10 protein-coding genes are annotated in these 13303 nt (G+C 69.7%); 5 read left to right on the top strand and 5 right to left on the bottom strand.

The features are described from left to right. Window positions 1-18: 18 nt before the first annotated feature. Entirely contained in the window at window positions 19-2793 is a 2775-nt protein-coding gene (locus KA248_06105) for a hypothetical protein (protein ID MBP7829472.1), read from the bottom strand. 91 nt (window positions 2794-2884) lie between these two features. Between KA248_06105 and KA248_06100 the strand changes: the two genes are divergently transcribed. Beyond that, a complete protein-coding gene (locus KA248_06100; protein MBP7829471.1) occupies window positions 2885-4135 on the top strand; it encodes a phenylacetate--CoA ligase family protein in 1251 nt (416 codons plus the stop codon). 39 nt (window positions 4136-4174) lie between these two features. On the opposite strand, the gene KA248_06095 is transcribed toward KA248_06100, so the two are convergent. Genes KA248_06095 through KA248_06080 form a run of 4 tightly spaced genes read right to left on the bottom strand, consistent with a single transcriptional unit; the run spans window position 4175 to window position 9033 of the window. Further along, entirely contained in the window at window positions 4175-5767 is a 1593-nt protein-coding gene (locus KA248_06095; protein ID MBP7829470.1) for a peptidoglycan DD-metalloendopeptidase family protein, read from the bottom strand. Beyond that, window positions 5764-6990 carry a polysaccharide pyruvyl transferase family protein gene (locus KA248_06090; protein MBP7829469.1) on the bottom strand — a complete coding sequence of 409 codons (1227 nt, stop codon included), beginning with the start codon at window positions 6988-6990 and terminating at the stop codon, window positions 5764-5766. The genes KA248_06095 and KA248_06090 overlap by 4 nt, the downstream gene beginning before the upstream one ends. Beyond that, window positions 6987-8111, bottom strand: coding sequence for a glycosyltransferase family 4 protein (locus KA248_06085; GenBank protein ID MBP7829468.1), 1125 nt, complete (start codon window positions 8109-8111; stop codon window positions 6987-6989). The genes KA248_06090 and KA248_06085 overlap by 4 nt, the downstream gene beginning before the upstream one ends. After that, window positions 8104-9033: a glycosyltransferase family 2 protein gene (locus KA248_06080; GenBank protein ID MBP7829467.1), complete on the bottom strand. Its 930-nt coding sequence runs from the start codon at window positions 9031-9033 to the stop codon at window positions 8104-8106. Before KA248_06080 ends, KA248_06085 begins: the two co-directional genes overlap by 8 nt. A 280-nt stretch (window positions 9034-9313) precedes the next feature. On the opposite strand from KA248_06080, the gene KA248_06075 reads away from it, so the two are divergent. The 4 genes from KA248_06075 to KA248_06060 are packed head-to-tail and all read left to right on the top strand — an operon-like array spanning window position 9314 to window position 13297. Further along, a complete protein-coding gene (locus tag KA248_06075) occupies window positions 9314-10681 on the top strand; it encodes a Na(+)-translocating NADH-quinone reductase subunit A (protein ID MBP7829466.1) in 1368 nt (455 codons plus the stop codon). Window positions 10682-10741: 60 nt separating this feature from the next. Then, window positions 10742-11956 (top strand): NADH:ubiquinone reductase (Na(+)-transporting) subunit B, encoded by a 1215-nt coding sequence (locus KA248_06070; protein ID MBP7829465.1) that lies wholly within the window; start codon window positions 10742-10744, stop codon window positions 11954-11956. Next, window positions 11943-12671, top strand: a complete 729-nt coding sequence (gene nqrC / locus KA248_06065) for an NADH:ubiquinone reductase (Na(+)-transporting) subunit C (protein ID MBP7829464.1) — start codon at window positions 11943-11945, stop codon at window positions 12669-12671. The genes KA248_06070 and nqrC overlap by 14 nt, the downstream gene beginning before the upstream one ends. After that, window positions 12668-13297 carry an NADH:ubiquinone reductase (Na(+)-transporting) subunit D gene (locus KA248_06060; GenBank protein MBP7829463.1) on the top strand — a complete coding sequence of 210 codons (630 nt, stop codon included), beginning with the start codon at window positions 12668-12670 and terminating at the stop codon, window positions 13295-13297. Before nqrC ends, KA248_06060 begins: the two co-directional genes overlap by 4 nt. Window positions 13298-13303: the final 6 nt, after the last annotated feature.

The following is a 13303-nucleotide window of genomic DNA, read 5'->3' as shown; positions in this document are numbered from 1 at the left end:
CCGGCGTCAAATCCCTGTTTAGGGCCGCGGCCGGACCCGGTACAGCACGAGCTGGCGAGCGGCCGCGCCGCCGTTCGCCCGGGCGACCGGGCCGAGGCTCTCCGTGGGTTCCATGTCGTAGAACTCGCGGAACAACCGGAACGCGGCGCTGGTCGAGGCGATCGGTTGGTCCAGGTCCAAAACGTACACGGCGAGGCCCGCGTTCAGCCGCGCGTCCACGGCCGCCCGGCCGCCGGCCAGCAGCTCGCGCGCGGAGCGCACGGGGCCGCCGTACGCCTGGGTGATCTGGCGAATCCAGCCGTCGGCGGCGATCAGGCCCTCCGGGCCGGCGCGGCCGGCCAGTTTCTGCGCGTATGCCCGGAAGACCCGGCCCTGCCAGGCGGGGAAGTCGAACAGATCGTAGTACCAGCGCCGCGCCCGGTCTTCGTTCCACTGATACGGGATGGCCCGCGGCGGCGCGGGCAGGGGCGCGGCCGGCTCGGAGTCCTCGACGAAGAACGTCATGCCGTGGCACAGCAGGGTCGGGATGGGCTCGGGCATGTTCAACGTGAGATCCCGGGCCCCCGCCGGAATCTCGATTTCATGGAAGAAGTCGAACGCCTTGGAATCGCCCGGTCCGTCATAGGGGCGGTTGACGTGAACGAGCAGGGGCGCGCGCCGCGCGGCGCCGTATCCATAATCCATGCCCGACAGCCGCGGCTCGTCCGCCCGGTTGGCCAGCAGGGCGGTATAATACAGGCGCACCACGAGGGCGGGCGGCGGGGATTCGGCGACCCGGGGCAGCCGGATCGCGGTGCCGTTGGTGAAGACGAAGAAGGGATGCGCCCAGAACTTGTCCGCCTGGCCCGCGCGGTCGCGGCCCCAGTGCTCGTAGCCGCGCCAGACCAGGCGGCAGTCCGGCGCCATGAGATGCCGGGACGACAGGCTCTCGAGTTCGGAAAAGGGGACGTGCACCGGCGCGCCGTCGGGCACCCAGGCGGCCGTCACGACGGACGGTGTCGGCGTGGCGCCATCCAGGGAAACCACGGGCGCCGCGGCCGAAAGCCGCACGAGGTTCGGGCCGGCCTGCAGTTCGACCGGCGCCGGGGCCGGCCAGCCGTCCGCGGCCAGCGTCATGGGTTCCGTCCGGTTCGTCGAAGTTAGATCTCGCAGGTACACATACAGGTGCGTGGCGCCGCGATGCCGGCCGGCCGCCTCGATTTCCCGCCGGCCCGGCCCGCGGGGCCGGATGCGCTCGAAGCGGAAGGCGGGCGTGCTGCGCGGCCGCACGTCCGGCCCCGCGCTTTCCAGCGCGTACCGGTTCAGCAGGGTGTCCCGGCTCCACGAGGGCAGTTCTTCATTAGCACGGTCGAGGAGGGACAGCAGGTAGAGTTCCGTATCGTCGGGGAAGGGAAGCCGCGTGTGCCTAACGGGCCCTGTGCGCAGCGGGCTGCCGGGCCACGGCACCGGCGGGGCTTCGGCGAAGTAGCGGGTCCACAGCAGGTAGCCCATGGCGGAGGTCACCACGTGGTAGGGCGGCCGGACGGCCTGCCGGATCCACGCGCGGAACATGCGCGCGTCCTTCCACTCGCGGCGGACCCGCCGGGGATCGCTGCCCGAGCGGAGGCCGGCCTGCGCGGCGTATCCGGCCACGAAGACGCCCAGAAGGAACAGGGCCGCCGGCCGCGCTCGCGGCCAGCGCCGCCACGGGGCCGCCGCCAGTCCGGCGAGCACGGGCGCGGCCAGCGCGACGAAGAAGACGGCGATGATGAAGTAGTAGCGCGTGACGGTCCGATGATAGCAGGCATAGAACAGGCCGAACGCGAGCAGCCCGCCGGCCGCCGGCAGCAGCCGGCGAACCCGCCGCTCGATGAGGAGGCGCCCGGCCAGGCTGATGGCGACGAGGATCTTGAACCAAGCCGGGAAGTAGCCGGCGATCTCGCTAACGAGCCGGCCCCATGTGCGGCCGAAGTTGAGCGGATGCCAGCCCGCCCGCGCGCCCGAGACGCGCACCGTGCGCTCCTGCAGCAGCAGGTTCTCCGCCTGCGGCGGGGCCAGCAGCCCCCGGTTCTCGAGAAGGTTCTGGCCGAGCAGCGGCAGCAGCCCGATGACGCCGCCGGCCGCGGTCCACGCGAGCATCGCCAGCCGCCGGCGCCACGTACCCAGACCCGGCCACGCCGCCAGGTGCAGGGCCATGGGCACGGCGAACAGGATGCCGGTGAGACGCGTCCACGCGCTGTACCCGCAGGCGAAGCCGGCCAGCAGCAGGCGCAGTTTCCGATGCTCCGTCTCGCGCGTTGGCAGCAACACCAGCGCCGCAAACCCGAGCGTGTGCGAAAGGATATCCCGGAACGGCAGGACCAGGTGCCACAGCGTCATGCCCGTGACGGAAAACGAAACGACCAGGCCGGGCGCCAGCAGGCCCGCCAGGAACCGGCGCTCCGGGTCCGGCTCGGTCCGGGAGACGTAGAGCCCGAGCAGGACCAGCAGGGCCGGCGCGAACAGCACGTTGGCCAGGAACGGCGCGCGGTCGCCCAGCAGGCGCAGCGCGCGCAGCACGACGGGGAATCCGCCCTCGACCAGCAGCCGCACGGGCGGGGCCTCCTCGCCGTGGGCGCGCGCCGCCATCGCGTGCAGGTTGGTGGCGACGTAGCCCTGGCGGAGGAGGATGCCCTGCGCGAAGGTGACGTTGGGATCGCCGGACAGGAAATAGCGCTGATGGCCCCACGCGGTCCAGAGCGCCGCGGCGGCCAGGATCACGACGAGGCCCACCCGGACCCGGTGCACCCCACGCGGGTTTTCGAAAAGTCTCATCAGGCGCAGAAGCATAGCCGCGCGGTTCTCCGGCGGCAAGGACCCTTGACCGCGGGGCGTAGTTTTGCCTAACTCACCGCCTGCGAACCCCATGACTTTTTTGAAGGATTATATCCGGCTGGCCTGCGCCGCGCGTCTTCCCGCGGCGTATCGGCGCCGTCTTCAAGACCGCCGGCTGGCGCGCATCGCGCGCCATGCGGGCGCGAACGTGCCCTTCTATCGAGACCTGTTTGCCGCCGCCGGGCTCGATCCCGCTTCCGTTCGCGGGCTGGACGATCTAGCCCGAATGCCCCGGACGCGCAAGATGGAGTACCGGGCCCGGCCCCCGGAAGACCGGCTCGCGGCCGGCTTCCACGCCGGCAACTGCCACGTCGAGCACACGAGCGGCTCGACGGGCATTCCGCTGAACGTATACCTGGCGGCCGACGAGCGGGCCCGCCGGTCCGCCCGCTGGCTGCTCGCGCGGATGCGCCACGGCCTCTGGCCCTGGTGGCGTCATCTGCTGATCGGGTACCACCGGCCCGCGCCCGAGCCCTGGTATGCGCGGCGGTTGCGCCTCCATGCGACGGCGGCGGACGCCTGCGGGAAGGTGGCCCGATTCCGGCCGCAGGTCATCAGCGCGTATGCCAGCCAACTGGTGGTCTTCCTGCTGGAACTCCGGCGCCGGGGTTTGCCCGTGCCGCGCCCCCGGGCCATTCGCACCGGGGGCGAGACCCTGACCCCGGCCGCACGGCAGTGTCTGGAGCGGGCGTTCGGGGCCCCCGTGCACGATTTCTACGCCGCGGTCGAGTTCGGGCTTCTCGGCACCTCGTGCCCTGTACGGGGCGGATTCCACCTGGCCTCGGACGATCTCGTGGTCGAGGTCGTCAAGGACGGCCGGCCGGTCGCCGCGGGGGAGGAAGGCGACCTGCTCGTAACCTCCCTCGTGGCGCGCGCGATGCCGCTCCTCCGCTACGAGATCGGGGACGTGGGCGCGCTGGATCCCGAGCCCTCCTGCCCGTGCGGCCATCCCTTTCCTCGAATTGCACGCCTTTCCGGGCGTGTGGAGGAGATGCTCGTGCTGCCCGGCGGGCGCCGCGCGTCGCCCCGGCTCGCCGCCATCCCGTTCTGGGAGGACACGAGCATCCTGCAGTACCGCGTCACCCAGCGCGCCGTCGGCGAGTTCGAGGTGGACCTGGTGCCGGCCGGGCCGCTCGATCCGGCGCTGGGCGAGCGGGTCCGCGCCTATTTCCGGGAGCAGTTCGAAGCGGTTCGCACGGACATCCGTGTCTGCGACCGGCTGGAACCCGATCCGTCCGGCAAGCGGCGGAAGGTCGTCGTCCTCGTTACCGGCACGGCCTGAAAAGGCTGACCGCGGATGGCGCGGATTTCACGGACGCCCTCATTCGTAGTAAGGCGACGGATCTTGCGGGATCCCGTTGACGCGCAGTTCCACGTGGAGGTGCGGATAGTCGTAATCGCCGATCCCCGCCGGGATGCCCGAGCGGCCGGTCCGGCCGATGATCGCGCCGAGGGCCACGGGCCCGCGGCGGCACAGGATCGCGTCCAGGTGCGCATAGACGCTGACCGTGTTGGCGAAATGCCGGATGCGCACGCAGCGCCCGTACGGCCCGTCGCGGCCCGCGAAATATACGGTTCCCTCGGCCATGGCGCGCACGGGCGTGCCGGGTTCCGCGGGCAGGTCCAGGCCCTCGTGCCGCCGGTCCGGGATCCGGTAGGCGCCGAACGCGCCGACGGCGCGCACGGCGGGCATGTTCTCCAGCGGTGCGGTGAACCACGGCGCGCCGAGCCGGCGGACCACGTCGCCCAGCATGAGCTGGTTGGAGCCCTTGATCAGCACGGCGTCGCCGGGCTGGACCACGCGGTCGAGTTGCGCCAGCAACTCGAACTTGCTGTCGGTCTGGAACGTCCGCTCCGCGGGGAATCCCGCCTCGACGGCCCCCGCCACAATGAGCTCGGAGAGCGGCCCGTACCCGAGGAGCCGGTGGAGTTCCGGGAACCCGGCGGCCAGCCGGCGCCCCAGCGCCCGGTGCAGCTCGGGGCCGCGCTCGCCCTGTTCGAGCATGGTGCCCAGCACGGCGATCTTTCGCCCTTCCAGCAGGTGCAGCGCCTCCAGGGCCGCCCACGCGGCTTCGGGATTCGAGCTGTAGGTGTCGTCCAGGACCGTCCAGCCCCGCTCGCGCCCGATGCTGATTCGGGACGGCGCCGGCCGGAACCGCGCGAGTCCGCGCTGGATCGCGCCGGCATCGAGGTCGAAGAGCGAGGCGCAGGCCGCGGCGGCGAGCAGGGGATAGGCGTAGTGGCGGCCGAGCAGGTCGCTCTCGATCCGGGCGAGGACGCGGCCGCCGCGGACCAGGTTGAAGCGGATGCCGCGGGCGTCGGCCTCCAGGCCGGCCGCGCGGAAGTCCGCTTCCGACTCGATCCCGAACGTCAGCGTCCGCGGATCGGTGCGGAGGGCGCGCAGCAGGTCGTCGTCCGCGTTCACCAGGAGCGTGCCGCCGGGTTTCAATCCGTCCAGCAGCGCCCGCTTCTGCTCGAACACGCCCTGGCGGTCATGGAGCCATTGCAGATGAGTGTGGCCGATCGTGGTGAGGATCAGGAAATCGGAACGGACGGCTTGGTTCCACCGCGCGGCGTTACGGTCGCTCTGGATGCCGGCCTCGAGGACCAGCGCCTGGCGCCGGCGCCGCAGCCCGAGCCGGAGCACGTGCCGGTGCTGGTGGCAGTCCAGGTTATCGTTGTCCCGCGTGCCGACCACCGCGAAGCGCTCCGCGAGCAGCGCCTGCAGGAGCAGGCAGGTGGTGGTCTTCCCGCTGCTGCCGCTGATCACGACCACGGGCACGTCGGATCGCCAGGCCAGCCACGCCCGGGTCAGCCCCCGCGCGAGGCGGCCGCCGCACGGGATCAGGCCCGTGGCGCGGCCGGCCGCGCGGGCCAGCCGCGCCGCGAAGGACGATCCCTGGTTCGTGGTCATGGTTTCCCCGCGAGAATTTCCTGGATGAACCGGGCGTACCCGGCCCGGCACTCGGCCGCCAGCGGCGCCCAGGCCCGGGCCTGCGCGCCGCCGATTTCCCGGCGCCCCTCGTACAGGCGGGTCAAGGCGTCGAGCAGGCGTGCCTCGCCGCCCGGCGCGGCGGCTTCCTCGATCGGCAGGGACTGGTCGGGCAGGCCCAGGCGGGCAAACAGGTCGGACGCCCTCCGGACATAGGCGATGTTCAGCATCGGAACGTTCATCCCGAGCGCCAGGATCGTGGCGTGCAGCCGCACGCCGACAAAAAGGTCGCAGAGGCCGAACAGGGCCTTGAGCAGCGGCGCGGGAATGTCTGGCTTGACGAGGTGCGACGGGGCCGCGACCTCGCGCTGCAGTTCGGCGCAGACGGCGTCGTCGCCTTCCCACGGCGAGCAGGACATGGGGAAGAAAAGGAGCCGGATCCTGCGCCCGGCGGCCAACCGATTCAGCGCGCCCGCCAGGTTCCGGCCGAACTGCTCGAAGAGGGGCGGGGCCGCCGGCGCGCCGGATTTCCACCGGTGCCGCCATTGCAGCGGCAGGAAAGGCCGCCCGACGTGGAACCAGCGGCGGAGGCTGATGCCGATCCGGACTTCGTCGCCGGACAACGGGACCCCGTGCTCGCGTTCCAGGTAAGCGGCCGCTTCCGCCCGGGGGGCGGGACGGAGGTCCACGGCGGGGTCGGGCAGGACGCGCACCGGCAGCCGGCCGCGCGTCCACTGCCGGACGAGGTCGGCGGACCGCTCATCCCGCGCGGCGAAGGCGTCCAGCGGCGCCAGGGCCCGGGCGGCGAAGAAGCGGCCCCACGCGGAATCGCCCGGCCCGACGCCCACGCCGTAGCCGACCATCGGGCAGCGCGTCCGCAGCCGGAGCAGGTTCAGGACGAGCGCCCAGTACATGTTCTTCACCTTGCTCGAATCGTCCTGGAGCAGGTGTCCGCCGCCCCAGATCAGCAGGCCGAGATTCCGCAGAAAAGCCGATTTCCGGAGCAGTTCCGGCGTTCCGCCCGCGATCGCGTGCGCCTGCCATTCCGCCTCGTCGCGCGCGGGCTCGCGGGTGACGATGTGGAAGCGCGCGGACGGATCCTCGGCGCGGAGCTGGTCGAGTATGGCCGTCCGGATGGCGCGGTCGCCGCAGTTGAACCGGGTGTGGCCGCCCAGGATGAGAATATTGTTTGCGGCGCCGTTCATGGGGCTGGCATCCCGGGGAGTTCGGCGTATCGCCGCCAGACGGCGGCCCAGCCGTGCGCCAGGGCCGCGGCCCGCGCGGCGTCACCGAGCCGGCGGCGCAGTTCAGGGGCCTGCAACCGGTCCAGCGCCGCGCGGATCGCGGGGGCGTCGCCGGTCGGGACCAGCAGCCCGTTTTGCCCGTCCCGGATCACGGAGGGAATTCCACCGACCGGTGTCGCTATCGCGGCGAGGCCCGCGGCCATGGCCTCCAGCAGCGCCAGCGGCAGGCCTTCCTGCAGCGAGGGCAGCACGAAGATATCGGAGTCATTCAGCCGGCCCGGCATATCTTCCGGTTTGACCGCGCCGGCGAAGTGCACCGGGGCCTTGAGCGAGACCGCCAGGGACCGCAGCTCCGCCTCCTGCGGACCGGTGCCGCAGATCGTGAGGGATTCGCGGTCCGTCAGCGCCGCGATCAAGTGGCGCAGCCCTTTCCGTTCGATCAGCTGGGCCGCGGTGATGACGCGCAGGCGGCCGTCGCCGGCCGGCCGGGAGGGTGGAGGGGCGAACCGCTCGGTGTCCACGCCATTGGATATCACGGCAATTTGTCCCCCGGGCCAGGTGCGGAGCGCCAGGTCGCGCAGCGAGTCGCTGACGGCGATCACCTGCCGGGCGCCGCGCCAGACCCGCCGCACGACGGGTTTGAGCAGGGCGTACAGCAGGCCGAACCGCTCGGGCTGGTAGCCGGGCACGTCGGAGCCGTGCAGGACCACGGCGTACGGAATGCCGTGCCGCCGCTTCAGGTCGAGCGCCAGCCGGCCCGCGGGAAACGAGAAGTGGGCCAGCACCAGGTCGGGCTTCGGCTCCGCGAAGTCACCCAGGCGCCGCCGCGCCGCCAAGTAGAAGCGTCCGAGTTCGCCCGCCGTGTGCCGGGTCCAATCCTTTTTCGGGGCGCGGACCCGGCGGACGCGAAGCCCGTCGAGGATTTCTTCGGCCGGCAGGCGCCCGCCGAGATCCGAGGTCAGAACGTCCACCGCCCAGCCGGCGCGTTCGGCCTCGCGGGCGAGGTACCACGCCGCCAGCTCGGCGCCGCCGTGGAACGGGGGAAAACCGTGACAGATCACCAGGAGGCGCGGGTTACTCATCCCCGTCTTTTCCGCGTTGCTGCTCGAGTTCCCAGAAAAGGCTGTTGTGCGAGCTGATCTCCTTGCGGAGGCTGGCGACCTGGTCCGCGAGCAGCCCGAACAGGAAGAGCAGGATGCCGGACAGGATCGCCAGGATCGCCCCGCCGACGATCTTCAACCGGAACACCGCGATGATGTAGGCCTGGTAGGCGAGGCCGACCGCGATGAGCGCGACGGCCGGTACGCCCAGCGCGCGCAAGGGGTCGAAGAGCATGATCAGCCGTAGCGCGAGCAGGACGGCCTTGACGCCGTCGCGGAAGATCCGGACGGAGCTCTTTCCCACGCGCGGCCCGCAGTGGACCGGCACGAAGACATAGGAGTAGCGGCTCTTGATGATGAACATCAGGGAGGTGATCGAAAACGAGAAACCCTCCGGCAGCAGGTCCAGCATCCGCATGAACAGCAGCCGGCGCCCCGCGCGCAGGCCGCAGTTGAGGTCGGGGATTTTCCGGCCCGCCAGGAAGTTGCACACGTGCTGGAGCAGCCATTTGCCGGGCTTGCGCACGAGCGGGATCCCGGCGCCCGGCGGCCGGGCGCCGAAGACGCACTCGTGCCGCTCCAGTTCCTCGAGCATTTTCGGAAGGTCGGCGACATCGTGCTGGCCGTCGCTGTCGAAGAACAGGACGTCCCGCGCCTGGGTGGCGAGGATGCCGGTCTTCAGCGAAGCGCCGTACCCGTGATTCGATGCGTGGCGCCGCAAAAGCACGCGCCCGGCGAACCCGGCGAGGATCTCCGAGGTGCCGTCGTCCGAGCCGTCGTCCACGGCGATGATTTCCATGTCGCGGTTTTCGGCGAAGCGCAGGAGGGCTTCCAGCACGGCGCCCACGGCGTCCCGTTCGTTGAAGACGGGCACGATCACCGCCAGGCTGTTCGATCTTTTCATCCGGGGGCCTCGCGGGGGAGGATAAAGCAGCCGGGGCGGCCGCCGCAAGGTCGAAGCCGTGGCGGCAATTCTGCTTCTGGCGCTTTTTCGCCGCCCGAATCACAGCGGGTTCGTAGCCCCCGCTGTGCTTTCAACAGACATCCACGGTACAGCAGGCGCTATGAGCCTGCTGTTTTGCCCAGAATGAGAATGGCTGAAGCCGTGGCGCGGCCCGTTGACTTTTGGCGCTGACCTTGTAGAGTAACCGCGAGTTTTACCGGTGGCCGTACGTCGCGCCTTCATGAATACGCACAACCTCAAGAAGGGCATGGACATACCGCTGGTCGGGGCTCCCGGGCCCGCCGTGGCGGAGGCACCGCCTTGCGAGCGCATAGCCGTCTATCCCAATGAGTTTGATGGACTTAAACCCCGCCCGCAGGTCAAGCCGGGGGACACGGTCAAGCGCGGTTCCGTCCTTTTCTATAGCAAGAAGAACGAGGCGTTGAAGTTCCGGTCCCCCGCGGCGGGGACTGTGGAGGAAGTGGCGCTGGGCCATCGGCGCGCCCTCGAACGGATCACGATCCGGTTGGGCGAGGACAGCACGGAGCCCTTGCCCCGGTTTTCCGCGGCTCAAGTGCCCGGGCTTTCGCGAGACCAGGTCCTGGGCGTGCTGCTGGATACCGGTTACCTGGCGCTGCTGAAGCAGCGGCCCTTCTCCCGCATTCCCGATCCGGCCGCCCGGCCGAAATCCATTTTTATCAACGCGATGAACACGGCGCCGTTCCAGCCGGATGCCGCGGTGCTCGTGCGCGGACACGAAGCGGCCTTTCAGGCGGGCCTGGATGCCATGACGCGCCTGACGGCCGGGAAGGTGCATCTGTGCCTGCCCGGCGGCCGTGCCGACCTGCCGCCGGCGCTGACCGCCGCGAAGAACGCGCAGATCCATTATTTCCGGGGCCCGCATCCCGCCGGCAATTCGAGCGTGCACATTCATCACGTCGATCCGATCCGTCCGCACGACGTGGTATGGACCGTCAAGGCCGTGGACCTGGTGCAGATCGGCCGGCTTCTCCTCGACGGGGCGATGCCGCCGGACCGCGTGGTCATGCTCGCGGGGCCCGGCGTGCTGGAAGGCGCGCGGCAGTACTACCGGGCGCGGCTCGGCAGCCCGTTGGAATCGTTGTTGAAGGGCCGGTTGGCGGACGGCGAACAGCGGATCGTGGCGGGCGACCTGCTGGCCGGTAAACGCGTGACACCAGACAGCGCGCTCCGGTTCCAGGATTCGGGAATTTGCGTCCTGTCCGAGGGGCGCGAGCGGCATTTCATGGGCTGGATCGCGCCGGGTTGGAACGTGTTCAGCTGGTCGCCGAGTTTTCTCTCCACCTGGCTCCGGCGCGGGGCGAAGTGGCCTCTCGACACGAACCGCCGCGGCAGCCCGCGGGCGATGGTGCTGACCGGGCTGTACGACCGCTACGTGCCGATGCGGATCATGACGGACTACCTCGTGCGCGCGGTGCTGGCGCACGACGTGGACGAGGCCGTGAAGCTGGGCCTCCTGGAGGTCGATCCCGAGGATTTCGCGCTGTGCGCGTTCGCCTGTCCGTCGAAGATGGATCTCGTCGGCATCATCCACCGCGGCCTGGCCGAGGCGGAGAAGGAAGGCGTTTGAAGAAGTGAATAGTGAGGAACAAGTCCCGAACACTGAACACCGAACACCGAACACTTGACCATGAAATTCGTGGAACAGATGCTCGACAAGATGCGCCCCTGGTTCGCGCCGGGCAAGCCGCTGCATCTTTTCCACGCCGTGTTCGACGCGGGGGACACGTTCCTGCTCACCCCTCCGGACGTGACCGATGGCCCGCCGCACGTGCGCGATGCGCTGGACCTCAAGCGCACGATGATGTTCGTCGTGCTCGCGCTGGTCCCGTGCACGCTCTTCGGCATTTTCAACGCCGGGTACATGTACAACACGGTCAACCGGGTGGCCGGCGCGGGGTTCGTGCAGCACGTCCTCCAGGGGCTGCGCCTCGTGCTGCCGATCATCATCACCTCGTACGCCGTCGGCGGGTTCTGGGAGGTGCTGTTCGCCACGATCCGCAAGCACGAGATCAACGAGGGGTTCCTGGTCACCGGGTTGCTGTTCCCGCTGGTCCTGCCGCCTGCGATCCCGCTGTGGCTGGTGGCGGTCGGCGTCTCGTTCGGGGTGGTGATCGGAAAGGAGATCTTCGGGGGCACGGGCTTCAACGTGCTCAATCCCGCCCTGACGGCGCGGGCGTTCCTCTACTTCGCCTATCCCGCGCAGATCTCGGGCGACAAGGTCTGGGCCGCCGTGACCGACTGGACGCAGGTGGCCGACGGCTTCACGGGCGCGACCTCGCTGGCCGTGGCCAAGGCCGCGCCGGCCGGGGCGGATGCCCTGGAATTCCTCCGGGAATCCGGCTTCACGCTCCAGCGCATGATCGTCGGGTTGGAGCCGGGCAGCATCGGCGAAACCTCGGCCATCGCGGTGGGCCTGGGCCTTCTGATCCTGGTGCTGACGGGTATCGGTTCCTGGCGGATCATCGCGGGCGGTCTGCTGGGACTGGCGGTGACCGGCACGCTGCTCAACTTCCTGCCCGAGGCGACCCGGCTCGCGAACCCGGTGCTCCAGTTGCCCTTCTATTACGACCTCGTCATGGGCGGCGTCTTCTTCGGCATCGTGTTCATGGCGACCGACCCGGTGTCCGCGGCGGCGACGCCCGCGGGCAAGTGGATCTACGGGTTCCTGATCGGCCTGATGACCGTCGTCATCCGCGCGTTCAATCCCGCCTACCCGGCGGGCAACATGCTGGCGATCCTGTTCTGCAACGTGATGGCCCCGCTGCTGGACCACCTGGTGCTCCAGGCGCACCTCCGCGGGCGGCAGCGCTACCTGGCGAGGATGAACCATGGCCAAGGGTGACGCCTACATGCTGGGTTACGCAGCAGCGGTCTGTGTCGCGTGCAGCCTGCTGCTGTCGGGAACGGCGGCCCTCCTGAAGTCGAAACAGGATTTCCAGGTGGAACTGGACCGCAAGATCAACGTGCTCAAGGCCTTCGGCGTGGCCACGACCGACGGGCAGGGGCGGGTCATCGGCGGCGCCGAGGTGGAAAAGATCTTCGGCGAGCACATCTGGGAAACGGTGCTCGATGCGGATACCGGGCAGGTGCTGCCCGGCGTCGCCGTCCGCGACATCTCCCGGGACGACTTCGAAGCCAAGCGCAAGCTGCCCTTGTTCCTCTGGAAAGACGGGGACCGCGTGACGCGCTACGCCTTCCCGATTTCCGGCAAGGGGCTGTGGTCCACGATCTACGGCTATTTAGCCCTCGACGCGGACTTGAGCACGATCATCGGCGTGACGTTCTACCGCCACGGCGAGACCCCCGGGCTCGGCGCGGAGATCTCCACCGACGCCTTCCAGAAGCAGTTCGTCGGCAAGAAGGTCTTCAAGGACGGGCGCCTGCAGCGGATCGAGGTGGTCAAGGGCGCCGTCGCGAACCGTTACCCGGAGGGCAGCGACCGCGCGGTGGACGGCATCAGCGGCGCGACGCTGACGGGCAACGGGATCAACCGGTTCCTGAACGCGGACCTTGAAAAGTACGAAAAGTATTTTACGGGTATCCGGGGCGGAGGATGAGCCGAATGGCCGGGGACTATAAAAAAGTGCTGGTGGATCCGCTGTCGGAGAACAACCCGATCACGATCCAGATCCTCGGCATCTGCTCCTCGCTGGCCGTCACGGTCAAGCTGCAGACCGCCCTGGTCATGGCCATCGCGCTGACGGTGGTCACGGCGGGCTCGAACCTGGTCATCTCGCTGCTGCGGAACTCGCTGCCGAGCCGCATCCGGATGATCGTGGAGATGGCCGTCGTGTCCGTGCTGGTGATCGTGGCGGACCAGTTCCTCCGGGCGTACATGTTCGAGGTGAGCCGGCAGTTGAGCGTGTTCGTCGGCCTGATCATCACCAACTGCATCGTCATGGGTCGGCTCGAGGCGTACGCCCTGCAGCACCCGCCCGGCCTGTCGTTCCTCGACGGCATCGGCAACGGCCTCGGCTACAGCCTGGTGCTGGTCGTCGTGGCCTCCGTGCGCGAGATCCTCGGCTCGGGCAAGTGGCTCGGGTTCCGGGTGGTGCCGGCCGCCGCCTACGAGGCGGGCTACCTCAACAACGGGTTCATGCTGCTGGCCCCGGGCGCGTTCATCGTGCTGGGCCTGCTGATCTGGGTGCAGCGGACGCTGTCGAAAAAGTTTGAAACGGACTAGGCGAAC

Source organism: Kiritimatiellia bacterium (assembly GCA_018001225.1).
Taxonomy (GTDB): Bacteria; Verrucomicrobiota; Kiritimatiellia; order CAIQIC01; family JAGNIJ01; genus JAGNIJ01.
This window is presented reverse-complemented; position numbering and strand designations above follow the sequence as displayed.

Coding starts and splice junctions, on each gene's coding strand:
- KA248_06105 (MBP7829472.1), bottom strand. CDS start 2,793: ATGAGACTTTTCGAAAACCCGCGTGGGGTGCACCGGGTCCGGGTGGGC.
- KA248_06100 (MBP7829471.1), top strand. CDS start 2,885: ATGACTTTTTTGAAGGATTATATCCGGCTGGCCTGCGCCGCGCGTCTT.
- KA248_06095 (MBP7829470.1), bottom strand. CDS start 5,767: ATGACCACGAACCAGGGATCGTCCTTCGCGGCGCGGCTGGCCCGCGCG.
- KA248_06090 (MBP7829469.1), bottom strand. CDS start 6,990: ATGAACGGCGCCGCAAACAATATTCTCATCCTGGGCGGCCACACCCGG.
- KA248_06085 (MBP7829468.1), bottom strand. CDS start 8,111: ATGAGTAACCCGCGCCTCCTGGTGATCTGTCACGGTTTTCCCCCGTTC.
- KA248_06080 (MBP7829467.1), bottom strand. CDS start 9,033: ATGAAAAGATCGAACAGCCTGGCGGTGATCGTGCCCGTCTTCAACGAA.
- KA248_06075 (MBP7829466.1), top strand. CDS start 9,314: ATGAATACGCACAACCTCAAGAAGGGCATGGACATACCGCTGGTCGGG.
- KA248_06070 (MBP7829465.1), top strand. CDS start 10,742: ATGAAATTCGTGGAACAGATGCTCGACAAGATGCGCCCCTGGTTCGCG.
- nqrC (MBP7829464.1), top strand. CDS start 11,943: ATGGCCAAGGGTGACGCCTACATGCTGGGTTACGCAGCAGCGGTCTGT.
- KA248_06060 (MBP7829463.1), top strand. CDS start 12,668: ATGAGCCGAATGGCCGGGGACTATAAAAAAGTGCTGGTGGATCCGCTG.